Annotated in this window: 22 protein-coding genes and 1 tRNA gene; 15 read left to right on the top strand and 8 right to left on the bottom strand. The window is 69.0% G+C overall.

The genetic code is table 11. From position 1 onward, the window contains the following. Positions 1-25: 25 nt before the first annotated feature. Both D3869_RS21855 and D3869_RS21850 read right to left on the bottom strand, forming a co-directional pair. Complete coding sequence (locus D3869_RS21855; protein WP_137141883.1) at positions 26-1,306, bottom strand: TRAP transporter large permease; 1,281 nt, start codon at positions 1,304-1,306, stop codon at positions 26-28. A 34-nt stretch (positions 1,307-1,340) separates the two neighbouring features. Next, on the bottom strand, positions 1,341-1,880 hold the full coding sequence (locus D3869_RS21850) for a TRAP transporter small permease (RefSeq protein WP_137141882.1): 540 nt from the start codon (positions 1,878-1,880) through the stop codon (positions 1,341-1,343). A 458-nt stretch (positions 1,881-2,338) separates the two neighbouring features. Between D3869_RS21850 and hexR the strand changes: the two genes are divergently transcribed. Further along, positions 2,339-3,223: a transcriptional regulator HexR gene (gene hexR / locus D3869_RS21845; protein ID WP_137141881.1), complete on the top strand. Its 885-nt coding sequence runs from the start codon at positions 2,339-2,341 to the stop codon at positions 3,221-3,223. A gap of 84 nt (positions 3,224-3,307) precedes the next feature. Here hexR and D3869_RS21840 read toward each other — a convergent pair whose 3' ends face one another. Further along, entirely contained in the window at positions 3,308-4,534 is a 1,227-nt protein-coding gene (locus tag D3869_RS21840; protein ID WP_137141880.1) for a metallochaperone AztD, read from the bottom strand. Positions 4,535-4,763: 229 nt separating this feature from the next. Between D3869_RS21840 and dusA the strand changes: the two genes are divergently transcribed. Then, positions 4,764-5,753 carry a tRNA dihydrouridine(20/20a) synthase DusA gene (gene dusA / locus D3869_RS21835; protein ID WP_137141879.1) on the top strand — a complete coding sequence of 330 codons (990 nt, stop codon included), beginning with the start codon at positions 4,764-4,766 and terminating at the stop codon, positions 5,751-5,753. On the opposite strand, the gene D3869_RS21830 is transcribed toward dusA, so the two are convergent. Together D3869_RS21830 and D3869_RS21825 are read right to left on the bottom strand one after the other, a co-directional pair. Then, positions 5,734-6,192 (bottom strand): DUF3429 domain-containing protein, encoded by a 459-nt coding sequence (locus D3869_RS21830; protein WP_137141878.1) that lies wholly within the window; start codon positions 6,190-6,192, stop codon positions 5,734-5,736. The two genes, dusA and D3869_RS21830, sit on opposite strands and share 20 nt — an antisense overlap. Positions 6,193-6,196: 4 nt before the next feature. After that, positions 6,197-6,823, bottom strand: a complete 627-nt coding sequence (locus D3869_RS21825; protein WP_137141877.1) for a glutathione peroxidase — start codon at positions 6,821-6,823, stop codon at positions 6,197-6,199. A gap of 179 nt (positions 6,824-7,002) precedes the next feature. Here D3869_RS21825 and D3869_RS21820 point away from each other — a divergent pair, with 179 nt between their 5' ends. Both D3869_RS21820 and D3869_RS21815 read left to right on the top strand, forming a co-directional pair. Then, a complete protein-coding gene (locus tag D3869_RS21820) occupies positions 7,003-8,154 on the top strand; it encodes an MFS transporter (protein ID WP_137141876.1) in 1,152 nt (383 codons plus the stop codon). Between the two features lie 350 nt (positions 8,155-8,504). Next, positions 8,505-8,738, top strand: a complete 234-nt coding sequence (locus D3869_RS21815) for a hypothetical protein (protein ID WP_137141875.1) — start codon at positions 8,505-8,507, stop codon at positions 8,736-8,738. A gap of 3 nt (positions 8,739-8,741) precedes the next feature. Here D3869_RS21815 and D3869_RS21810 read toward each other — a convergent pair whose 3' ends face one another. Next, positions 8,742-11,390, bottom strand: coding sequence for a DUF3772 domain-containing protein (locus D3869_RS21810; RefSeq protein ID WP_247895836.1), 2,649 nt, complete (start codon positions 11,388-11,390; stop codon positions 8,742-8,744). Between the two features lie 268 nt (positions 11,391-11,658). Here D3869_RS21810 and D3869_RS21805 point away from each other — a divergent pair, with 268 nt between their 5' ends. Continuing rightward, positions 11,659-11,841: a hypothetical protein gene (locus D3869_RS21805; RefSeq protein ID WP_109068907.1), complete on the top strand. Its 183-nt coding sequence runs from the start codon at positions 11,659-11,661 to the stop codon at positions 11,839-11,841. Positions 11,842-12,281: 440 nt separating this feature from the next. Here the strand turns inward: D3869_RS21805 and D3869_RS21800 are convergent, their stop codons facing one another. Further along, positions 12,282-12,461 (bottom strand): hypothetical protein, encoded by a 180-nt coding sequence (locus tag D3869_RS21800; protein WP_247895835.1) that lies wholly within the window; start codon positions 12,459-12,461, stop codon positions 12,282-12,284. A gap of 213 nt (positions 12,462-12,674) precedes the next feature. Here D3869_RS21800 and D3869_RS21795 point away from each other — a divergent pair, with 213 nt between their 5' ends. The 3 genes from D3869_RS21795 (at position 12,675) to D3869_RS33975 (ending at position 15,516) form a co-directional block, all read left to right on the top strand. Next, positions 12,675-12,881, top strand: coding sequence for a hypothetical protein (locus D3869_RS21795; RefSeq protein ID WP_247895834.1), 207 nt, complete (start codon positions 12,675-12,677; stop codon positions 12,879-12,881). Then, a complete protein-coding gene (locus tag D3869_RS21790; RefSeq protein ID WP_137141872.1) occupies positions 12,878-13,189 on the top strand; it encodes a hypothetical protein in 312 nt (103 codons plus the stop codon). Before D3869_RS21795 ends, D3869_RS21790 begins: the two co-directional genes overlap by 4 nt. 194 nt (positions 13,190-13,383) lie before the next feature. Further along, on the top strand, positions 13,384-15,516 hold the full coding sequence (locus D3869_RS33975) for a hypothetical protein (RefSeq protein WP_247895833.1): 2,133 nt from the start codon (positions 13,384-13,386) through the stop codon (positions 15,514-15,516). A gap of 101 nt (positions 15,517-15,617) precedes the next feature. Here D3869_RS33975 and D3869_RS21775 read toward each other — a convergent pair. Then, positions 15,618-15,704: transfer RNA gene (locus D3869_RS21775), tRNA-Leu, on the bottom strand. A gap of 479 nt (positions 15,705-16,183) precedes the next feature. Here D3869_RS21775 and D3869_RS21770 point away from each other — a divergent pair. The 7 genes from D3869_RS21770 to D3869_RS21740 all read left to right on the top strand — a co-directional run bounded on the left by D3869_RS21770 (position 16,184) and on the right by D3869_RS21740 (position 23,896). Next, positions 16,184-16,876, top strand: a complete 693-nt coding sequence (locus D3869_RS21770) for a FadR/GntR family transcriptional regulator (protein ID WP_137141871.1) — start codon at positions 16,184-16,186, stop codon at positions 16,874-16,876. A 44-nt stretch (positions 16,877-16,920) separates the two neighbouring features. Continuing rightward, the gene (locus tag D3869_RS21765) at positions 16,921-17,925 is read left to right on the top strand and encodes a zinc-binding alcohol dehydrogenase family protein (protein WP_137142049.1); all 1,005 of its coding nucleotides are present in this window, start codon (positions 16,921-16,923) and stop codon (positions 17,923-17,925) included. A gap of 221 nt (positions 17,926-18,146) precedes the next feature. Further along, positions 18,147-19,055, top strand: coding sequence for a C4-dicarboxylate TRAP transporter substrate-binding protein (locus tag D3869_RS21760; protein ID WP_247895937.1), 909 nt, complete (start codon positions 18,147-18,149; stop codon positions 19,053-19,055). Between the two features lie 58 nt (positions 19,056-19,113). Next, entirely contained in the window at positions 19,114-19,584 is a 471-nt protein-coding gene (locus D3869_RS21755; RefSeq protein ID WP_137141869.1) for a TRAP transporter small permease, read from the top strand. Beyond that, positions 19,581-20,855, top strand: coding sequence for a TRAP transporter large permease (locus D3869_RS21750; protein WP_137141868.1), 1,275 nt, complete (start codon positions 19,581-19,583; stop codon positions 20,853-20,855). The genes D3869_RS21755 and D3869_RS21750 overlap by 4 nt, the downstream gene beginning before the upstream one ends. A 51-nt stretch (positions 20,856-20,906) precedes the next feature. Further along, positions 20,907-22,394 (top strand): UxaA family hydrolase, encoded by a 1,488-nt coding sequence (locus D3869_RS21745; protein WP_137141867.1) that lies wholly within the window; start codon positions 20,907-20,909, stop codon positions 22,392-22,394. 32 nt (positions 22,395-22,426) lie between these two features. Continuing rightward, a complete protein-coding gene (locus tag D3869_RS21740; RefSeq protein ID WP_137141866.1) occupies positions 22,427-23,896 on the top strand; it encodes a tagaturonate reductase in 1,470 nt (489 codons plus the stop codon). Positions 23,897-23,914 lie beyond the last annotated feature (18 nt).

Below are 23,914 nucleotides of genomic sequence, written 5' to 3'. Positions count from 1 at the left end.
GGTTCTTCCCTGTAGCGTGTTGTGATTAATGGCGGAACAGAGTCAGCGGGGCCGTGACGATCTCCGGAACGGCGATCAGCAGGCACAGCAGAAGCATGTAGGTCAGCAGGAACGGCCAGATGCCGCGCGTGGCGCTTTCCAGCGAGATGCGGGCGACGCCGCACACCACGTTCAGCACCGTGCAGACCGGCGGATGGATCAGGCCCAGCGTGCCGGTCAGGACGAACATCACGCCGAAATAGGTCGGGTCGATGCCCGCCGCCGCGGCCAGCGGGGTCAGCACGGGGCCGAGCACCAGGATCGTCGGCGTCAGGTCCATCACCGTGCCGACGGCGAGCAGCAGCAGCGTGATGGCGACCATCAGCAGCTTCGGCTCGTGCAGCAGCGGGGCCAGCATCTCGTTCATCTGCTGCGGCAGGTCGGCCAGCGTCACCATGTAGGACGACACCAGCGCCGCCGCGCACAGGAACATCACCGTGCTGGTGGTGCGCGCGGCCTGGACCAGCAGGGGGACCAGATCCTTCAGCGTCACCTGCCGGTAGACGAACAGCGCCACGACCAGCGAGTAGACGGCGGCGACCACCGCGGCCTCGGTCGGCGTGAAGATGCCGCCGCGCAGGCCGCCGATGATGATGACCGGCAGGGCCAGCGCCCAGACGCCCTCGACCAGCGCGGTGCGGCGCTCGCCCCAGCTCGCCTTCGGCTGCAGCTTCACGGTCATGCCGCGCACCACGAACATCCAGGTGATGACCAGACCGGCGCCCATCAGCAGGCCGGGCACGATGCCGGCCATGAACAGGCCGCTGATCGAGGTGTTGGTGGTCACGCCGAAGATGATGAAGGGCATGCTGGGCGGGATGATCGGGGCGATGATGCCGCCCGACGCGATCAGGCCGGCGGAGCGCGGCACCGGGTAGCCGTTGTCGCGCATCATCGGGATCAGCAGCGTGGCGAGCGCCGCCGTGTCGGCGATGGCCGAACCGGACAGGCTGGCCAGCATCACCGACGCGCCGATGGTCACGTAGCCCAGGCCGCCGCGGATGTGCCCGACGAGGCTGACCGCGAGGTTAATGATCCGCTGCGAGATGCCGCCGGCGTTCATCAGCTCGCCGGCCAGGATGAAGAAGGGCACCGCCATCAGCGGGTAGTTGTCGGCGCCGCTCAGCATGTTCTGGGCGACGAGCTGGGCGTCGAAGAAGTCGAGATGCACCATCAGCGCCACGCCCGTCAGCATCAGGGCGAAGGCGATGGGCATGCCGAGCAGCATCAGGCCGAACAGCGAGGAGAGGAAGACCGCAAGGGCCATGGAACGGGCTCCGCTTTCAGAAGGCCGGACGGAATCAATGCTCGGCGATGGCGCCGCCCTGCGGGGCGGTGACGCCGTGGGGGTCGCCGTTGCCGGGGATGTGGGCCGTCGCGTCGCCCGACAGGATCTTCCAGAGGTTGGCGATGATCGTCAGCGCCATGGCGATCGCCGGGAAGAATCCCGCGGCGGCGTAGAAGGCCATGGGGAAGCTGAGCACCGTGGAGCGCGTCTCCATCCCGATCAGAAGCTGGAACCAGCTCCCCTGGATGAACAGCCACAGCGCGTAGATCATCAGCAAGTGGCTGATCACCGCGCAGGCCCGGCGGACGCGCGCCGGCAGGCGGGCCTGGAGGATGTCCAGCCCCAGATGCTGTTGGCGGCGCAGCGCCAGCGTCGCGCCCAGGAAGACCAGCCAGACGAACATCAGGCGGGCCAGCTCCTCGGCGGCGACGATGCCGCTGTTGAAGCCGTACCGCAGAACCACGTTGCCGAAGACCAGCGCCACCATCACGGCGAGCATCAGCGCCATGATCCATTCGGTGACCATCTCCAGCGCTTCCACCATGCGCTTCATGCACACTCCTCGGCCCGCCTCGCGGCGGGGCTCACCTGATCGGAAGGGGCGGCGGCAGGGGACGGCGCGGGAAGGCACGGGCGGCGCGACGCACCGGCAGCGGGGCCGGGCGGCGGGTCGGGGTTCCTCCCACTTGGTCTCTTGCCGGGGTCTCTTGCCGGGACCTTGAATTTTCTGTGTCGGAAAATAGAGGAGTCCCGCAACCGAGTGAAGAAGATTTTCTTCATAACGGCGCTGAAACCGCCCGACGATGGGCATAGCGACGAAAATTATCTTCACAAGCCACGCCGCCCCGCATAGCTTGGGGATCACGGGAAGCGGCGCGACGAACTCCGCCAAAAGGCCAGGGCAAGCTGTGCCGTTGGCACCGGCGGTGGTACGGTCCGCCGCCCAAAGACGCCCCGGGACCAAGCATGCCGGGGACCAGAAACGCTTTTAGGGATGGACGGTCCGTTTCGATGCTCCAGCCGGTGAACATCCTCGATCACATCCGCGGCCGCCTGCCGGAGCTGAAGCGTTCCGAGGCCCAGGTCGCCGACATGGTGCTGGCCGAGCCGCAGAAGGTCCTGGGGCAGAGCATTACCGTGCTGGCCCAGGCCGCCGGGGTCAGCGAGGCGACCGTCGTCCGCTTCTGCCGCAGCATCGGTTGCGCCGGCTTTCCCGATTTCAAATTGCGGCTGGCTGAGGGGCAGGCCCGCGGCACCCCTTTCGTCAGCCAGGACGTGGCGCCGGACGACGAGACTCCGACCGTTGCGCGAAAAATCTTTTCATCCGCCGCCGCCGCGCTGAACGACGCGGCCGGCGCGCTCGACATGGCGGCGGTGTCCCGCGCCGTGGAGCTGCTGGCCGATGCCTCCAGCATCCTGTGCATCGGCACCGGCGCCTCGGCAGTGGTGGCGGAGGATGCGGCGCACAAGTTCATGCGCTTCGGCATGGCGGCGCAGGCCAGCGCCGATCCGATGATGGTCCGCATGCTGGCGGTTAATCTGGGGGCGCGCGGGGTCCTGCTGGCGATCTCCAACACCGGGCGCACCATCATGGTGACGGAGCTGGCGCAGATGGCCCGCGACCTGGGCATCCCGGTCATCGCGATCACCGCGCCGGGTTCGCCTCTGGCCGCGGTGTCGTCGGTCGCCATCGGCCACACGCCGGTCGAGGATGCGGAGATCTACACGCCGATGGCCTCCCGCCTCGTCCATCTGGCGATCATCGACGTGCTGTCCACCGGCGTGGCGCTGAAGCTCGGCGCCGAGGCGCGCCACCATCTGGCCAAGGTGAAGGCCGTGCTGTCCGGCACCCGCTCCTCCCACGGCAAGCCCGCCCGAAGCCGCCATCGGGCGTGATCGGCCCGGCCCGCCGGCCTCCCCGGCTTGACCGGAGGGAGGCGGGCGGCCCGGGCCGTCGACAGGCTGCCCGCCGGACCGCCGTCAGTGCCGCGCCCCGGATCCGCCGACGGCGACGATGGTGTAGGGCGTGCCGGCCACAGGGATCGTGCGCTCCTCCCGCAGCGTCTCGGTGGAGACCACCCGCAACAGACCCTTGAGCGGGTCGGTCACCACCACGTGGTCGCCGGCCACCGCCAGCCGCGGCCGCGGGTCGCGCCAGTGGCCGTCCATCGAATAGGGGGCGGTCAGTTGGACGCTCGCCTCGATCGCGCCGGACACGATGTTGAGCCGATGCAGCCGGCCGTCCTCGGTCAGGATGTAGGCTTGGTCGGCCTTGGCGTCGTCCAGCACGAAGTCCACGCGGCGGGTCGGCAGGTCGATCTTGCGGAAGCTCGGCGCGTCGCCCGGCTCGATGATGACGACGGCGCGCGGCCCGTAGTTGCCGAGGAAGAACTGCATCGCCGTTCCGCCCTTGAGCGTCGAGACGTTGCCGTCCCCAAGCGCGGCGGTGGACACATGGCGCAGAGTCGGCGGCTGCGAGCCACCGGCCGGGTGGGCGAAGACGAGTCCGTCCTTGCAGCCGAAGGCGAACACGCCGGCCGACTGGGCCTGTCCGTGCACCGCCGGGCAATTCACCACCCCGCCGACCGGCTTGCCCTGCGCGTCGATGACCTTGAGGCCGACGCGCGGCTTGTCGGGATCGTCGTTCGGGACCGAAACGACAAGGAACTCGCCCATCGGTGCGGCAAGGCCATGGTGGGCGGCGCCCGGCTTCAAATTGCGGGCCTTGACCGTCCCTTCCAACAGGTCGCTCTCCCGGAACAGGGCGATGTCGCCCGTGCCGTCATCGAACAGCGCGATGGTGCCGGAACCCTCCACGACGTGGGCCGGCTTGGTCCCCGTGATCACGGTGGGCAGGAGCTTGGCGCCGTCGACCGTGATGTCGGCGTGGTCCCCGTGGTCCTCGAATGACAGTCCGGTGCTGATGACCGCGACCTTTCCGGCATCGCCCTGAACGGCGAAGACGGTGCGGCCGCTGGCGCTGCGCGCGAGGGCCGGCGATTGGTCGAGCCGGAAGGCTCCCGCGCTCGCTCCGTCCTTGAGATCGACGGCACGGACGACCCCGTCGGCGTGATCGCCGATGAACAGGCGGTGGTGCGTCGCGCTCCCGGCGTGCTTGTGGTCGTCGGCCAGGGCCGCACCGGCGGCGAGGCCCCCGGCCGTGGCGCCGATCCACAGCAGCGTCGAGAGAATGGGCAGGCGATTCATGTGCAACCTCGTTGTCAGACCCTAGCGGAGCGGTTTGGGAGGCGCGGCACACCCGCCCGCCGCGCCAGGGGCAGGCGGGTGGCGCCCCACAAGCGCGCGTAACGTTATAACGTTACATTTCTTTGGCGCAACCTCCCTTCCGTCTCCGGGGTGGGTCCGCCCTTGCCATTCGCGCCCGCTTCGTCCAATTGATGCGCCGCCGTTCCCGATTCACAGACAGTTCCTGCCCATGCCCGCCATTGCCCTCAGCGTCGCGCCGATGATGGACTGGACGGACCGCCATTGCCGGACCTTCCATCGTCTGCTGTCCAAGAACACGCTGCTCTACACCGAGATGGTCACCACCGGCGCCATTCTGCACGGCGACCGCGAGCGGCTGCTCGGCTACGACGCGGCGGAGCATCCGGTGGCGCTCCAGCTCGGCGGGTCGGACCCGGCGGAGCTGGCGGCCTGCGCTCGCATCGCCGAGGAGTGGGGCTATGACGAGGTCAACCTGAACGTCGGCTGCCCGAGCGACCGCGTGCAGTCGGGCCGCTTCGGCGCCTGCCTGATGGCCGAACCCGATCTGGTCGCCCGGCTGGTCGGCGCCATGCGCGAGGCGGTGTCGATCCCCGTCACCGTGAAGTCGCGCATCGCCATCGACGAGATGGAGGAATGGCCGACGCTGGACCATTTCGTCCGCACCGTGTCCGCCGCCGGCTGCACCCACTTCATCGTGCACGCCCGCAAGGCGTGGCTGAAGGGCCTCAGCCCCAAGGAGAACCGGGACATCCCGCCGCTGCGCTACGACCTCGTGCACCGGCTGAAGCAGGAGAACCCGCAGCTCACCATCGCCATCAACGGCGGCATCCGCACCTTGGACGAGGCGGAGAGGCATCTCGCCACGCTGGACAGCGTGATGATCGGGCGCGCCGCCTACGAAACCCCCTACATCCTGGCCGACGCCGACCGCCGCCTGTTCGGCGGGGAACCCGGCCCCGACCGCTACGCGGTGGTCGAGGCGATGGCGGCCTACGCCGAGGAACGGATGCGCCGGGGCGCGCCGCTGTCGGCGATCACCCGGCACATGCTGGGGCTGTTCCAGGGCCTGCCGGGCGCCCGCGCGTGGCGGCGCCACATCAGCGAGAACGCCCACCTCCCCGGCGCCGGGCCGGAGGTGCTGCTAAAGGCCGCGGCGCTGGTGCCCCACCGCGACGCGGTCATGCAGCGAGCGGGATGAGCGCGGCGAGCGTCAGGCAGACGACGATGGTCAGGCGGGTCCGCAGCGTGCCGAACCAGCGGGGATAGCGCCCGTCCGCCGCCGCGCTGCGGTCCACCGCCCAGGCGAGGAGGAAGGACAGGATCAGCGCCGGCACCGTCAGGCCGGACGGCAGCAGGGTGGCGCCCCACCCCAGAAGCGACGGCGCGACTCCCCAGGCCAGCCACGCCGGCCCGCTCGTCTCGCCGTCCCGTCCTGCGAGGATGCGGCCCCAGTGGATGGCGCCGATGAAGGACAGGATCGACACCGCGTAGACGACCACCGCCCGCACCACGGCGGCCTGCCCGCCGCCCTCCGCCATCCAGGCCAATGCGGTGCCGCCGACGAAGGGGATCAGCCCGCCGTAGGACAGCAGCCGGACGACCGAGGCCCGGCGCTCGTCGAAGGGCAGCGTGTCCATGCGCTTACGGCTTCGGAGAGGATTGGGCCAGCGCCTTGTCCACGGCCGCGGTCAACGTGGCGGACTCCGGCGTGACCGAGCTGCCGAACCATTCCAGCAGCCGCCCGTCGCGCCCGATCAGGATCTTGTGGAAGTTCCAGCGCGGCACGCCCTGCGGCCCGGTGACCGCCGCCGCCCAGCGGTAGAGCGGATGGGCCTGCGGTCCGGTGACGGACTGCTTCTCCATCAGGGGAAAATCGACGCCGTAGTTGAGTTCGCAGAAGGACGCGACCTGGGCGTTGCTGCCGGGCTCCTGCCCGCCGAAATCGTTGCTCGGCACACCCAGCACGACCAGCCCGCGGTCGCGCCGCCCGGCCCAGAGCGTCTGCAGCCCCTCATACTGGCCGGTGTAGCCGCATTGCGACGCCGTGTTGACCACCAGAACCGCCTTGCCCCGGAAAGCGTCGGGCGCGAGCGTGCCGCCGTCGATGGACGGCAGGGGCAGCGCCGCCCAGTCGAGCGCATCGGACGCCGCCCGGCTGCCGTCCGCCGCCTCCGCGTTGGGGACCGCCGCGGACAGCATCAGGGCGGTGGACAGCATCACGGCGGCAAACCGGGCGGTGGATTGGGCGGCATTGCGGATCGGTGGCATGGCGGTCTCCCGGTCGGCGGCTCTGGTCTGTACGTCCTTGTCCTATACGGCGGCCGAGGCGTGTCGGATCATGCACGCGCATGGGTGCCATGGCCATCTTGCCGTGCGTCGGACGGGCGCGTCTGCTTTAGGGTTGCCCCTCCGCACGCCCCAGACCATAGACCGGCCGACGCCCTCCCATGCGCCTTCTCATCCTGATGCTCGGCCTCGCCGGCTTCGCCAGCGCTTTCTCCCTGCGGACCACCGACCCGATGCTGACCGTCATCGCGTCGGATCTCGGCATCGGCGTGGCCGAGGCGGCCCTGCTCTCCTCCGCCTACACGCTGCCCTACGCGGCGATGCAGCTCATCCTGGGGCCGGTCGGCGACGCCATCGGCAAGACGCGGCTGATCCGGCTGTCGCTGGTCGTCCTGACCATCGGCGTGGCGCTGTCGGCGGTGGCGCCCGGCTATTACACGGTCCTGGCCTCGCGGATGCTGGCCGGCGCCTTCGCCGGGGGGATCATTCCGGCCTCCATGGCGCTGATCGGCGACCGGGTCGTCTACACGGAGCGGCAGTTCGCCATCAGCCGCTTCCTGCTGGCGGTCATCCTCGGCCAGATGTCCGGCTCCGCCGTGGCCGGCGCCCTGTCGGAGGTGGCGGGCTGGCGCACCGTCTTCGCCCTGGCCGCCGTGGTGACCGGCCTGATCGCGCTGACCGCCGCCCTGCTCCTGAAGGGCGAGCGGGAGGAGCGGCATCCGCTGTCCATGGCCGACGCGCGGGCGCGCTACGCCTCCGTCCTGGCGAATCCGGTGTCGGTCTGGGTCTTCGCGACGGTGGCGGCGGAAGGGCTGCTGATCTTCGGCGTCTTCCCCTTCGTCGCCCCCATGCTGGCCCGCCACGGGGCGGAGGGCGCCTTCGAGGCCGGGGTGACGCTGGCCGCCTTCGCCATCGGCGGAGTCGTCTACAGTTTTGTGGTGCGGCGCCTGCTCGGCACGCTCGGGCAATGGGGGATGATGGGGGCCGGCGGCTTGGTGGCCGGAGGGTCCTATCTGGCGATGCTCGCCCCGGTGCCCTGGCCGGTGGTGTCGCTGCTGTTCCTGGTCGCCGGATTCGGCTTCTACATGCTGCACAACACGATGCAAACCCAGGCGACGGAGCTGTCGGCGACGGCGCGCGGGTCGGCGCTCGCCCTCTTCGCCTCCTCTTTCTTCCTGGGGCAGGGAATCGGGCCGGTGGTCTACGGGGCCGTCGCCCATCAGGTCGGGCTGCCCGCCCTGTTCCTGTTCGGCGGCGCGCTGACCATGCTGCTGGGCGTCGGAGCGGTGCGGCTGATCCGCCGGCCAACCTGAGAGGGCCGGCCTGACTGATATGTCAATATTTCGGATATCCCCAGATTCTGTGGATAACTCTGTTGGCGAATCGAGGGGTAACCGAAGGGATCAATGGTCCCTCAAGGGGTCCGGCAGAAATGCCTTATTTTTAGGCACATTAGAAAACCGCGCCGATCAAGGATTTTTCAGGCGCCGGGGTTGCGTTCGCCCCTGATCCGGCGGCTGCCCCGCCCGGCAACGGGAGTCAAGCGAAGGATGCGCGCGCCTGTGAACAACTTTCCTTGACAGGGCCTGCGGGCCACGGCAAAGGGCTGTTTCCGGCGCTGCGACGACTTGCGCGCCACCGGTCCGCGGAGCAGTCTGGCGCCATGTTCACCGTCAGCGAGAGCGAAGCCGAAACGATCCGCCGGGCCTTCCACGACCGCGGGGAATGGTCCGCCGTGGTGGAACTGCGCCGGCTGTTCCCGGTCTTCGCCAACAACCCGGAGGCGCTGCGCTGCGTGCGCGCCATCGCCGGCTGGCACCCCCTGCCCGCCCCCGCCGCGACCCCGTCCAAGGTGACCCCGCTGCGGCGCCGCAAGCCGGCGGAGCCGCAGCCCTGAGACTCACGTGGCGGTGCGCGGCCCGCGCTCGGTGAGGGTGTCGGCCAGCGGCACGACCTTGCCGCCGTCGGCCACCACCTGAAGCTCCGGCACGCCGGCCTGGGCGCGGCGCTCGGCCAGAAGGACCTCCAGCATCGCCTCGACCTTCGGCATGTGGACGGTCTGCTGATCGAAGGGCATCTGGATGCCTTGCTCGCGGAACTGCTCCAGGATGCGCATGCGCAGCTCGTTGCGCACCGGGATGATGTGCTCGGTGTTGGCGACGAAGCAGCGCAGCTCGAACTCCGGCCCGCTCGGCCCGAAGTCGCGGAACATCACCACCGGCTCCGGGTTGCGCAGCACCTGGGCGTGGCCGTAGCCGATCCTCAGCAGCATCGCGTAGACCTGCCGGGCGTCGGTGTCGTAGGTGATGCGGACCTTGATCTCGATGCGGGTGGTCTTGTCCTTCAGCGTCCAGTTGACCACCGACTTGGAGATGAATTCCGAGTTCGGGATGATCACCGAGGCGCGCTGGAAGGTCTGGATCTCCGTCGCGCGGACGCTGATCCGGCGCACGGTGCCCTCCAGCCCGTTGACGACCACCCAGTCGCCCACCTTCACCGGCCGCTCCACCAGCATGATCAGGCCGGAGATGAAGTTGCTGACGACGTTCTGCAGGCCGAAACCGATACCCACCGACAGGGCCGACGCGATCATGGCGAGGCTGGACAGGTCGAGCCCCAGCGTGCCGACCGACATCAGCACCGCCATGGTGGTGCCGAGATAGCCCACGCCCATGCGGATGGAGTTGCGCACGCCGTCGTCCATGTTGACGCGGCCGAGGATGCGCTCGTCGAGCTGGCGCTGGATGAAGCGGGTCACCGCGACGACGACGCCCAGCACCATCAGCGCCGACATGATGTCGCCCGGCGCGATGCGCACGCCGCCCACCGTGACGCCGCTGAGGAAGCCGTCGGCCAGCCCCTTCATCTCCGACAGGGTCATGCCGGTCAGCGGCAGCAGGAAGAAGGCCGCAACGGTCAGCAGCAGCCCGTCGATCACCGTCCGCCCGGCCTGCCCCAGCATCCGCCGGCCGCGGTCGGTGGCGATCACGATGTCGCGCACCTCGGCCACCTGCCCGCTGCCGCGCTCCAGCAGGACGCACAGCAGCTCGCGCAGGACGCCGCGCGCCACCAGCAGGACGCCGCCGATGATGAGCGTGGTCAGCATCAGCTTCGAGGCGTAGATCGCGCCCACCAGATAACCGGCGCCCGAAGCGACCAGCGAGGCCAGGGTCACCGCGCCGATCAGCAGGCGCAGGCGCAGCCCGACGACCCGCGGACGGGCGGGCGGCGCCTCCTCGGCCTCCGCGGCAGCGGGAGTCGCGGCCGGCGGCGGCAGGGTGACGTCCAGTCCGGCCCCGGGCGTCGGCTCCGGGCACCCGCAGTCGTCGGTCGCCTCGGCCTCCGGCGGCGGGGCGGCGAGCCAGAGATGGTCGGGGTAGAGGAACAGCAGCGACACGGCGATCAGCGCCATGGTGCCGAAGCCGGTGATCGAGCGCAGCTCCGGCGGGGTGAACATCCCCTCCGACAGGGCGATGCCGGTGCCGGCCAGCGCCAGCCCGATCATGACGAGCGGGACGCGGCGGACCAGACGCCGCGCGCTGTCCGGGTCGAGGTTGGCGAGCTGCCAGGACGGATGGTCGGGCGCCAGGGTGGCGCGGGCGACGCCGGTGACCAGGAAATAGGCGGTCAGGCCGCCCGACACCCCGACCACCAGAGCGGTCAGCGGGCCGGCGTCCGCAGCGTCGCGCAGCAGCCCGACCAGGGCGCCGCTCAGCACCAGCGTCGGAACCAGCGGCACCAGGCAGCGGGCCAGCGCCTCCACCGCCATCGCCACCACGCGCTGGCGGTAGCTGGGCCGCTCCTCCAGATCGCGGTGGCCGTAGCGGCGCAGCAGCACCCGGCGCACCGGCCAGGCGACCAGGAACAGGATGGCGGCGAGCGCGCCCAGGCCGTACAGGCGGCCGCGCCACTCGTCGTCGCCCATGACGATGCCGAAGGCCCGCGCGATGCGCTCCTGCACATAGGCCGTCTGCTCGGGCAGGGCGGCCCAAGTGGCGGGCAGCAGCGGCACCGGGCCGCGCCGGACGATCTGCTCGGTGAGCTGGGTCATGCGCTGGTCGGCGGCGGTGCGCAGCAGGATGTCGGCGCGCGTGACGATCAGCTCGGTCTGCTTGGTGCGCCCTTCCGCCTCGCCGATGGTCTGGGTCAGGCGCTTGCGCTCGGCGGCGATCCCGGCCTCCTCCGGGGGAGCGCCCTGGGCCGGCGGCGGACCCAGCGCGTCCAGCATGCGCTGGGCGGTGTCACGGGCGGTCGACGCGGCGGCCCCGGCCTCTCGGACCTCGTGCTGGATCTTCGCCAGATCGGCGCGCAGGGTCTCATATTCGGTGTTCGCCAGATCCCCGCCGGCGATGCGGTTGGCCGCCCGCTCCAACGCGTTCTGCCATTGCGGCAGTTTCGTCTTGAAGTCCGCCGCCGCTTCCGCCGCCGGGGCGGCGGATTGGGCAAAGGCCGAGGGCACGATGGTGCCGGCGGCAAGCGCGCCGCACAGCATCAGGGCTGCCAGGAGCCGGCCGGTCCGGCGGCGGAGAGCGGAGGAAATCTGGATCACCGTTCGAAATCTCGTGTTGGCGAAAGGCGGCCACCCCGGCGAACCGGGAAAAGGGATACCTATACTCTTCGGTGTCGCGGCAAAAGTATGGCACGTCGTGTCACCAGGATGTGACAGGGAGCGGCGGACGCGCGGACCGGCGCGGCCGGACCGACGGCGTCCGGCCGGTTTTATCGTTTCGTGCGCCTGCCTTCCGATTGGGCATGGCGTGGTTGCGCGTCTTGATGATAGAGGTTGCGTATCGTCGCTTCACACGCACGTCATCATCATGGCCGGCTTGACCGACATCGACCGCACCCTGCTCCGCACCGCGCTGAAGGCCGCCAAGCGCAACGACGTTCCCTCCGTCGGAATGCCGACCGAAACGCTGGAACGGCTTCTGGAGTATCTGGCGGTTCTGGAAGGCGCGCAGACCGGCGCGCGGACCGAGGGCAACCCAGGGGCGAGCTGACTCCCCCGCAACCATTGCCTGACCGGCGGTGGCGGGGCATCCAAATCCCACGCTGCATACTATCGTATGCCAACCGCATGGTGCCATGCCAGCGCCCACACGGAACGGCACGTTGTGACATTGGATTTGAGTCGCAACCGAAGCTCGACGCCTCCCATCAAAAGAAGTAATACTTTGGGACCCAATCTTTTCGGCGGACGTTCGTATTGTGCCAGTTTGCCACACCGGAATGCGGTCATGCCTGTCGCGCGATCAGGCTCGTCCGCGAACACAGCCGCGGTCCCGTGGGGTTGGACGCGCGCGCCTATCTGATCCGGGTCGAGCGCCGGCTCATGCAGTTCCATTGCGGCGCACCGCTGGGCATTCCAGCGGAGCCGCCGCCCCGCGAGGCCGCCGAGTAGCCGTCCGGACAAACCCGGACCGTCACGGCTCCACGGCCATCAGTCCCGACCGCCGGGGGCTTCGGGCCGGCCGCGGTCCGGTTCACGGCCGCGGTCGCGGTCGCCGTCCGATGCCTCGTCGCGTTCCCGTTGGCGCTGCCATTGATCGAACTTCTCGGGATCGGTCACCAGATCGATGACGGACGGCTTCCGGCTGCCGTTGTCCTGCTGTGCGGGCATGAACACCTCCATCGTTGCACCACACCTGTCCTTTTGCATCATCAACAGCGCAAAGGGCCCGGCGCACCAAGCCCCGCAAGGGGAGAACCCCGCAAGCACAGCCCTGCTCCTTTGGCGTCCGGTTTTTGACACAGCACACCCCCGGCCGAATCCTTAGCCTGCGACGACGATCAAGACACAGTCGGGGGCGGGATGCTGCGGTTGGGAACACGGGTGAGGTTTGCGGGCCAGGAGGCCCTCGTCGTCGCACGGACCCTTGCCGGTGAGCCGACCTACGACATCCGTCTGGACGACGGCCGTCTCATCAAATACGCCGCCGAAAGCGACCTGGAACCGATCGAGGGGGACGGGTCCGAATCCCCGCCCGCCTCGGCGCGGCCAACGGGCTCCGGCGGCTCAAATCCGGGGGGCATGCAGTGACCCGCGACGACTTCCCCTATTCGCTCCAGCCCTACGCCATGCCCGACGACGGCGGCGACGGGACGCAGGACAGCGACGCCTGGACGCTGGTGCTGTTCCGCGCCGCCGACGAGGCGGAGCGGCTGTGGTTCCGCGATCACGGCTTCGCCATGGAGGGCCGCCGCTGGGTCCGCCACGCGCCGGCTCCGGACGCCCCCACGGCGACGCCGGCCTCCGTCGACGCGTCCGCGGACGAGGACTTCGGAGACCGTGAGTCCGACGACCGGACGCCGACCGGCGGCGGACCCGCACCGGACGTCGCCGCCTGATCTTCCGTTCCGGCGTCCGCGGCCTGTTCCAGTGCCGGCGCCCCCGTTCGCGGACACGCACGCCCATGCCCGACAGCCTCGACTTCGACCGGAACGAGCTTGGTCCACTCCAGATGGGCCACAGGATCCCGTCCCCAGACGACCGGTCCCCAGATGACCGGTCCCCAGATGACCGGTCCCGAGACGATCGGCCCGTGGGCGAATCGGCCCAGAGCGAACCGGCCCAAGGCATTCCGGCCCAAAGCGATCCGCCGCCGGGCGATCGTCCCCGGCCCGCGTCCACCGTCCCGCAGACCGCCCTGATCCGGCGGCTGCGCCGGGCGGCGTCGGGCAATGTCCCGGCACCGGAAGGGGTGACGCTTCGCCAGGCCCAGCAGCGCGAGGTGATGGTCGGCGCCCATCTTACCCTGAGCATCGACTGGGCGACGGAGGTGGAGGTGCGGCTGGGCGCGGAGATGGTGCGCTTCGCCATCTACTGCCGCAACGCCGCCGAGCTGAACGCGACCTTGGCCCGCGACCTGGACGCCGAGGCCGCCTCGCTGGAGACGGCTCACCGTTTCGCCACGCTGCTCGGCCCGCTGGACGAGCGGGTCGAGGCGATGGCCGCGGCGGAGGAGCCGCTGCCGCCCCTGCCCTCGCTGCGCGGCCCTTACTACCTGCACGAGGTCTGCACCGGCTGCAACGGCGGCGGGGTGCGGGCCTGCGGCGGCGACGGCTGCCGCGGCGGCAAGGTCCGCTGCACCCACAGCGCGACGGCCGAGGCGCCGGACTGCCCGGACTGCGGCGGACGCGGCCAGCACCGTTGCCCGGTCTGCGCCGGCGACGGGGTGGTCGCCTGCGAGTCCTGCGGCGGGGTCGGGCAGTTCACCCACATCCATCACCCCCGCCTGACCGCCCACCCGTCCTACAGCCTCACCGCCCCGCCGGACGCCCCGGCGGCGGTCCGCATGGCGCTGGAGGAGGCCGGCTTCGCCGGTTTCGCCGCGCTCGCCAACCCCGCGCCCGCGACGGTGCGCCATTCCGGCACGCAGCTCCTCTACCAGCGCAGCGGCACGCTGACGGTGGTCGCGCTGTCCTGGGACTGCGACGGCGTGCCGTTCGAGGTGGAGACCGTCGGGGCGGACGGCGACTCCGCCCCCCTCCCCCCCTTCCTCGACACCGTGCTGGCCCCGGTGCTGGCGCGCGTCGCGGCCCTGCCGCCAGCCGACGCCTTCGCCCTGGCCGGCGCCTACCGGCTGACCCGCTCCGTCGCCGAAGCCGTGATGGACGGCCGGAACCCGGACGCCGCGGCGATCGTGGCCGACCATGAGGGCTGCGCCAGCCCTGCCTTCGTGAAGGACATCGCCGCCGTTCTGGCGGAACGCTTCGCCGAGACCAGCCGGACCGCCGTGGCGCGGAGCTGGATCGCCGCGGCCGGGCTGCTCGCCCTGGTTCTGCTGCTGGTGGCGGGGGTGGACGCTCCGGCCCTGCTGACCGGCGCGACGCCGGAACAGCCCGCCCCCGCAGCGCTGCGGCTGGGCTGGGACATCGGGCTTCCCATCGTAGCCGGGCTCGGCCTGTGGTTGCTGGTGCGCGGGGTGGTGCGCGGGGCCCTGGGCGCGGCCTTCGGCGGGCCGGTCCGCGCGCCGGACCAGGGCTCCTGGCCGCTTGTCCTGCTCTCCGCCGCGGCGGTGCTCCATCTCGGCCTGCTGACCTGGTGGAACGGCGGGCCGGGCTTCAGCCGGCTGAACCACCGGCTCGACGTGGAGGCGATCACCGAGGGCCGCGCCCCCCTGCCCGCCCCGCGCGTCCTGACGCCGGAGGAGCGGATCATGGCCGCGCAGCGGGCGCTGGCCCGTCTGGGGCGCTACGACGGGGCCATCGACGGCAAGATGGGCGAAGGCACGCGGACCGGGCTCGCCAGCCTGACCGGGCTGATCGACACGCCGCCGGGCGTGGCGCCCGAGGACCCGCTGGATCTGGCGGTGGCCATCGCGGCCGACCGGGTGGCCGTCAATGTCCGGACGCCGGAACTGCTGGTCGGGCCGGGCTGGAGCAACGCCACCCGCCTGCGCATGAGCCAGGACGACCAGGCGCAGGTCGCCGGCGCCTTCCTCGGCGCGCTCGCCGCGTCGGGTACGGAGCGGGCGTCCATGGGTCAGGAATGGATGTCGGGAGACCGCTTGCGTTCCGGCGTGGTCACCGTGACGGGGCGCATCGCCGACCCGAAGGACCGTGGCCGCCTGTGCTTCGGCCTGACCCACGTCGTCACCACCCCCGCCGGGCGGGACGCCGGAATGCCGCTGCGCACCTGCCGGACCGCCGGAAACTGGACCCTCGAGGAGTGACGGGGGACGAGGGGGCGAGGCCCGCACCTTGCGGGCATGAAAAAGGGGCCTGAGAAGGCCCCGATTTTCATTGTCGTCCGGCGATGCGCCGACGATAGGGATGGTGCGGTCGAGAAGACTCGAACTTCCACAGCATTTCTGCCACAGCGACCTCAACGCTGCGCGTCTACCAATTCCGCCACGACCGCGACTTCATCGTTCGAATGAACCGGGCACGAAAGCCCAACCCATTGAATTACCTTGCTTTCCTAAGCGGGACGTTACGCGGCGCCGCATCGGATTGCAACAACTTTCTCGGGGTGCGGCCAAGCCGCCGACCGACCGTTCCCGGCCCGCCCGCGCCCCCTTCCGTGCGCGCCGCGCCCTGTTATCGCATTCCAGGGGGATAAGCAAGCGGGATGCATCAACGGGGCGTGCCTGGCGACCGAGCGGGCGCGCGTCAACAGCCTAAGGTTTTAATCGGTTGGGGCACCAAGGACATCCAAGGGAAATCCCGGGTGACAGGCGCCGCATGACACGATGATGCAGCGCAAAAATTTGGCTTCATGCGTTAGCAGCGCTGTTTTCGACATTTTATGACTCCTTTTGCCGTTTTCCACCCGAAGCCGCGATGCTATCGTTCGACATCAGTTGTCCAATTGTTGGACCAAACTCAGGCGGCGCGATCATGAACGGCGTCTCAACCGTCAAGGCCATCTTCGAAGAGCTTCGCAAGGAGATCCCCGAGCGCTATCAGCCCGGCGATCTCTTGCCCAATGAGCGGCTGTTGGCGGAACGGTTTGGCGTCAGTCGCAACACCATCCGCGAAGTCATCATCTTCCTCGAAGCTTATGGCCTGGTGGAAAAGACGCAGCGCGGTCCGCGCGTCAGCAAGCCGGACATCGAGGCGATGTTCCGCATTCTCGATCAATGCTTCGACCGCAGCGTCAAGACCTGTCGGGAAGTCTTGCAGTTCCGCCGGATCATCGAGATCGGGGTGCTGCCCGAGGTGGTCCGGCACATCACCGACGCGGAGATCGACGGGCTCGACCGTCTGGCCGAGGACATGGAGCACCAGTTGACGGTGCGCGAGGCGGCGGAGGTGGACTTCCGCTTCCACGCCGCCATCGTCGCCGCGTCGCGCAACTCCATGTTGCAAAAGATGTATCAGGCGATGTCGCAGCCGATGATCTATTACATGGAGATCGGCAAGAGCAACGCGGTGATCGGGCCGACCACGGTCAATTATCATCGCCAGATCATCGCAGCGCTGCGCGAGCGCTCGGTCGGGAAGGCCGTCGAGGCCAGCAACGCACACTTCCATTTCAGCGAGAGCGTGTTCAACCAGGAGGCGCAGCCCTCGGCTACGCCCACGCCCTGAACACGTCCGCTTCCCAAAAAAGGACATCACTTGTGAAAGCACTGATGATCGAAGGCGTGGACGTCTGCGCGATCCACGAGGTGGCGGAGCCGACTCCCGGCCCCGGCGAGGTGCTCCTGGCCATCCGCCACGTCGCGCTGTGCGGCAGCGATCTCAGCACCTTCAAGGGCCTGAATCCGCTGGTTTCCCTGCCGCGCATCCCCGGTCACGAGATTGGCGGCGAGATCGCCGCCGTGGGTGAGGGCGTTCCGGCCGAATACTCGGTGGGCCGGCGCGCCATCGTCATTCCCTACACCGCCTGCGGCACCTGCCCGTCCTGCCGCAAGGGCCGGGTCAACGCCTGCCGCAGCAACCGCACGCTGGGCGTGCAGCAGAACGGGGGCCTGGCCGAGCGCATCGCCCTGCCCTACGGCAAGCTGATCCTGAACGACACGCTGGCGCCGCGCCATCTGGCGCTGGTCGAGCCGCTGTCGGTCGGCTTCCACGCCGCGGCGCGCGGCCGCGTCGAGGCGGCCGACACCGTTCTGGTGCTGGGCTGCGGCATGATCGGCATGGGCGCCATCGCCGGCTCCGTCCATCGCGGCGCCACGGTGATCGCCGTGGACATCGGCGAGGCGAAGACCGGTCTGGCCCGCCGCTACGGCGCCGCCCACACCATCGACGCCGCCAAGGAGGACGTGGCCGCCCGCGTGATGGAGCTGACCAACGGCGACGGCGCCGACGTGGTGATCGAGGCGGTCGGCCTGCCCGCCACCTTCACCCAGGCCATCGACCTCGTGTCCTTCGCCGGCCGCGTCGTCTACATCGGCTACGCCAAGGAGCCGGTGTCCTACAAGACGCAGTTCTTCAACCTGAAGGAGCTGGACATCATGGGGTCGCGCAACGCGACCTCCGAGGACTTCCAGGCCGTCATCCACTATCTCGAAACGCTCGACCACGCCCCCGACGACCTGATCTCCAAGGTCTTCCCCTTTGAGGAGGCCGACAAGGCCCTGCCCTATTGGGCGAAGGAGCGCGACACCACGGTCAAGGTGATGATCGAGCGCTGACCCTTCCGGCGGCACCCGCCGGGCGCTGCCAACACCAGAACTGCTACGGCGGGACATGCCGGTCCCGCCGCCGGGTCCGGCCATGTTCGGCGGGACCCGTCCCTGGGCCACGTCCGCAGACGGGCTCTCCGGCATCCACTATGGAGGAAATAACAATGAAGCGCTTTTTGGCGTCTGCCCTTGCCGCGTGCGTGCTGTCGATCGGTGCCGCGTCCGGCGCCATGGCCAAGACCGAGATCATGGTCGCCTATGAGAACAACCCGGGCGAGCCGCTCGACCGGGTGATGCATCACTGGGCCGACCTCCTGAAGGAGAAGAGCAAGGGCGAGGTCACCCTGAAGCTGTTCCCCAGCTCCCAGCTGGGCGCCAAGAAGGACGTGATGGAACAGGCGATGATGGGGATGAACGTCATCACCCTGTCCGACGTCGGCTTCCTGCAGGACTACGACGCCGACCTCGGCGTGCTGTTCGGCCCGTACCTGACCGACGATCCCCAGAAGCTCTTCAAGATCTACGAGAGCGACTGGTTCAAGAAGAAGGACGAGGCGCTGCGCAAGAAGGGCGTGCACATCGTCATGTCCAACTACCTGTACGGCGTGCGCCACATCCTCGCCAAGAAGCCGATCAACACGCCCGAGGATCTCAAGGGCATGAAGATCCGCGTCCCGAACAACGTGATGCAGATCAAGACGATCGAGGCGATGGGCGCCACCGCGACGCCGATGCCGCTGGGCGAGGTCTATCCGGCCCTGACCACCGGCCTGATCGACGGCGTGGAGAACCCGATCTCCGTGCTGTACGGCGCCAAGCTGCATGAGCAGGCCAAGTATCTCAGCCTCGTCGGCTATCTGACCAACACCTCGGTGTGGGTCGGCGGTGAGGCCTTCTTCAGCAAGCTGCCGGCGGACGTCGTGAAGATGGTCCACGAGACCGGCTACGAGGCCGGCCTCTACAGCCAGAAGCTGGCCGCCGAGCAGGACGCCGAGTTCATCGAGAAGATGAAGGCGGCCGGCGTCACCGTGATCCAGCCGGACCCGGCGCCGTTCCGCGAGGCCACCAAGGTCGTCTACACCCAGTTCCCGAAGTGGTCGGCCGGCCTGTACGAGCAGATCCAGAAGGACCTCAAGTAAAAATAAGCAAATCCGGGCGGGGTTACCGCTCCGCCCGGATCGTTTGGAGGAGTATGCCATGGAGTTGATCCGGCGTCTGCCATCGGTCGTCGCGGGAGGCGCGCTGGCCGCTCTGGTGGTGATGACCATTGCGGCGGTGTTCGCCCGCTACCTTTTCGACGCTCCGCTGCATTGGGGCGAGGAAATGTCCGGGCTTCTGATGATCTGGATCATCATGATCGGCGCTATTGTCGCCGAGCGCGACGGCCAGCATCTCGACATCCCGCTGTTCGTGGACCTGTTGCCCATCCGCATCCGGGCGGCGGTCGATCTGGCCGTCTCGGCCCTGTCGATCGTGGTTCTCGGCTATGCCGGCTGGCTCGGCTACCTGCTGGCCCAGAGCGCGCAGTACAAGCTGACGGAAATCCTCCAGATCTCCTGGTTCTGGATTGATCTTGCCGTTCCGGTCGGGGCGGCCGGCATCATCATTTATCTGCTGCGCCGCTGCTTCATCGACATCATGGTGATCGCGAAGGGGAACGCGCCATGAGCTGGCCCGTCATCATTCTCATCATGCTTTGCCTGTTCGCTTTGAACATGCGGCTTTACATTGCGATTTTTGCATCGGTTCTTGTATATTTCGTGTTTTTCAGCCCGGTTCCGGACCAGATCGCGGTGCAGCGACTGATCGGCGCCTCGCAGAATCTGTCCCTCCTGGCGATCCCGTTCTTCATCCTGCTCGGCACGCTGATGGACCACACCGGCGTGGCAAAGCGCCTGCTGCGCGTGGCCGACCTGCTGGTCGGCAAGTTCACCGGCGGCATGGCGCTGACCAACATCATGCTGAGCACGCTGCTGGGCGGCGTCAGCGCCTCCAACCTCGCCGACAGTGCCATGCTGACCCGCATGCTGGTGCCGGAGATGGAGCGCAAGGGCTACAACCGCGCTTTCGCCGCCGCCGTCACGGCATCGGGCGCGCTGGTGACGCCGATCATCCCGCCGGGCATTGCCCTGATCATCTACGGCCTCGTCGCCGACGTCTCCATCGGCGCCATGTTCATGGCCGGCATCCTGCCCGGCATCGTCATGGCGGCAATGCTGATGGCCGCCGCCTACATCGTGTCCAAGCGCAACGGCTATCCGCCGTCCCGCGACAGCTGGCCGACCCGGTCGGAGACCACCAGCGCGCTGGTCGGCGCCTGGCCGGTGCTGGTCCTGCTGGTCGCCATCATCGGCGGCATCCGCGCCAACATCTTCACCCCGACCGAAGCCGGCGCGGTGGCGGTGCTGATCGTCCTGGTGATCGGCTTCGTGATCTACCGCGAGATGCGTGTCGCCCATGTGGTGGACGCCCTGGTCGGCACCTTCAAGGCGACCTCGTCGGTGATGCTGGTCATCATGGCCTGCTCGGCGCTGGCCTGGATCCTGTCGCTGGAGCAAGCGGCGCAGCAGCTGGCGACCTACATCACGGCGCTGACCGACAACAAGTACGTCTTTCTGCTCATCCTCAATCTGCTTCTGCTCTTCCTGGGCATGCTGATCGAGGGCAACGCAATCCTCATCGTCATGGTCCCGCTGCTGATGCCGACGGTGCACCAGCTCGGCATCGACCCGATCCATTTCGGCATCGTGGTGATCGTGAACCTCGCGGTCGGCTGTCTGACGCCGCCGGTGGGCACGGTGATGCTGCTGGTCTGCAACCTCGCCAAGGTGAAGATCTCGGACTTCATGAAGCAGTCCACCCTGCTCTTCGTGGCGCTGTTCGTCGCTCTGATGATCGTCACCTTCGTGCCGGAACTTTCGCTGGTCCTGGCCCGCTAACCACTCCTGCCGCCCTCCCGCTTCCCTCGCTTCTCCCCCAAGGGGCCTGACATGTCGAAGTACCTGAAGATCCATTCCAGCGACACCGTCGCCGTCGCCTTGGAGCCTCTGGCCCAGGGCACCGCGATCGACGGTCTGGGCGTCGTCCTGCTCGACGAGGTGCCGCAGGGCCACAAGTTCGCCGTGGCGCCGCACCAGCCGGGCGACCGGGTCATCAAGTACGGCAGCGTGATCGGCCTCGCCAAGGAGGCGATCCCGGTGGGGCGACACATCCACACCCACAACATCGGAACGGCGCTGGGCGGCCTGCAGGACTACGCCTACGCCGGCCCGGCGGCCGAGGCGGCGCCGGCCAAGCGGGAGGCGCCGACCATCCAGGCCTTCGTCCGCGCCAACGGCGAGATCGGCGTGCGCAACGACCTGTGGATCATCCCGCTGGTCGGCTGCGTCAACGGCCTCGCCAAGAACGCGGCCAAGCGCTTCGAGAAGATGGGCCTGCTGCCCGAGGGCTCCCGCGTCATGGTGCTGGAGCATCCCTACGGCTGCTCGCAGCTCGGCGGGGACCTGGACAACACCCGCAACATCCTGCGCGATTTCGCCATCCACCCCAACGCCGGCGGCGTGCTGGTCATGGGGCTGGGCTGCGAGAACAACACCCGCGCCCTGTTCACCCAGGGCTTCGAGCATCCCGACCCGCGCCGCCTGCGCTATCTGACCACCCAGGAGGTGTCGGACGAGCTTGAGGCGTCGCTGGAGGCGATGACCGAGCTGGCCGCGGTGATGCGCGAGGACAAGCGCGAGCCGGTCGGCGCCGATCGCCTGCGCATCGGGCTGAAGTGCGGCGGCTCGGACGGCTTCTCCGGCATCACCGCCAACCCGTTGCTGGGCGCCCTCTCCGACTGGCTGTGCGGGATTGGCGGCGCCACCGTGCTGACCGAGGTGCCGGAGATGTTCGGCGCCGAGCATCTGCTGATGGAGCGCGCGGAAAGCCGCGAGGTGTTCGAGGGCGTCGTCACCCTGATCAACGACTTCAAGCAGTATTTCATCGACCACAACCAGCCGATCTACGAGAACCCGTCGCCCGGCAACAAGGCGGGCGGCATCAGCACGCTGGAGGAGAAGTCGCTGGGCTGCACCCAGAAGGCCGGCCTCTCCCCGGTGCGCGACGTCATCCGCTACGCCGAGCGCATCCGCAAGCCGGGCCTGACCCTGCTGGAGGCGCCGGGCAACGACGGCGTGGCGGTGACCGCCCTGGCCGCCGCCGGCTGCCACATCGTTCTGTTCACCACCGGCCGCGGCACGCCGCTGGGCGGCGTGGTGCCGACCATGAAGATCGCCACCAACACCGCCATGGCCGAGAAGAAGCGGCACTGGATCGACTTCAACGCCGGCCCCATCGCCGAGGCCACCGCCACGGTGGACAGCCTGCTGCCGTCCTTCATCGACAGCATCCTCGCCGTCGCCAACGGCAAAGAGGCGCGCAACGAGGAGAACGACGTCCACGACCTCGTGATCTTCAAATCCGGCGTCACGCTCTGAACCCCGCCACCCATCAGACAAGGACGCCGACCATGGAGCGCCTGAACGCATCCTTTCTCAACGGCCGGCCGCGCCCGACGACGACGCGGATCGTGCAATTCGGCGAAGGCAATTTCCTGCGCGCCTTCTTCGACTGGAAGGTCGACCGCCTGAACGAGGCCACGGGGAGCGATTGGGGCGTGACCGTCGTCCGCCCGATCGCCGGCGGCTTCCCGCAGACGCTGAACGAGCAGGAGGGCGTCTACACCGTCCTGTCGCGCGGCGTCGACGAGGCCGGCCGGAAGGTCTCGCAGGCCCGGCTGATCGGCTGCGTGCGCAACGAGATCGCCGCGCACGGCGAGTGGGCGTCGGTGCTGGAGCTGGCGCGCGACCCGAACGTCGCGGTCGTCGTCTCCAACACCACCGACGCCGGCATCGCCTATGTCCCGTCGGTGGCCTACGACGACGAGCCGCCGGTCTCCTTCCCCGGCAAGATGACCCGCTTCCTGCACGAGCGCTGGAAGGCCTTCGACGGCGCGCCGGAGTCCGGCCTGCAGATGCTCGCCTGCGAGCTGATCGACCACAACGGCGAGGAGCTGAAGCGCATCGTCCTGCTGCACGCCCGCGACTGGGCGCTGGAGCCGGCCTTCATCGACTGGATCGAAACGGCGAACGCCTTCTACAACACGCTGGTCGACCGCATCGTCCCCGGCTTCCCGCGCGCCGAGGCCGACGGGCTGCGCCGCGAGCTGGGCTACGACGACAGCTTCATGGCGGCGGCGGAGCTGTTCCACCTGTTCGTGATCGAGCGCAAGGAGGGGATGCCCGCGCTGCGCCTGCCGCTGGGCGAGCATGACGAGGGCACCGTCGTCACCGCCGACGCCACCCCCTACAAGGCGCGCAAGGTCGCCATCCTCAACGGCGCCCACACCGGCCTGTGCGCGCTGGCCCTGCTGGCGGGCGTCGAGACGGTGGGCGAGGCGGTGAGCGATCCCGCCGGGGCGCGCTTCCTCGACCGGCTGCTCAACGAGGAGGTCATCCCCTTCCTCACCCTGCCGAAGCCAGAGTTGGAGGACTTCGCGGCCGCCGTGCTGCGCCGCTTCCGCAACCCCTACATCCGGCACCTGTGGTACGACATCAGCCTGAACGGTCTCGTCAAGTACCAGACCCGCAACCTGGACCGGCTGCTCGCCTACCGGGAGCGGTTCGGCGCCCCGGCGCCGCTGATGAGCCTGTCGCTGGCCGCCTGGCTGGCCTTCTACCTCGGCCGCTTCCCCGGCGCCGACACACTGCCGCCGCGGGACTCCGCCGACATCGTCGAGCGCGTCCGCGCGATCGGCGCCCTGGACGACGGCACCCCGGCGGGGCTGGAGGCGATGGTCGCCGCCTATCTGGGCGAGACCGCCTTCTGGGGCCGCAGCATCGACGAGCGCTCGCTGCGCGCCCAGGTGATCGAGGACATCCGCTTCCTGACGGACGAGCCCTTCACCTTCGCCCGCCTCGCCGCGAGGCTGGAGCGCTGACACTGAAAAGGCCCCTTC

The organism is Azospirillum brasilense (genome assembly GCF_005222205.1).
Lineage (GTDB): Bacteria > Pseudomonadota > Alphaproteobacteria > Azospirillales > Azospirillaceae > Azospirillum > Azospirillum brasilense_G.
This window is presented reverse-complemented; position numbering and strand designations above follow the sequence as displayed.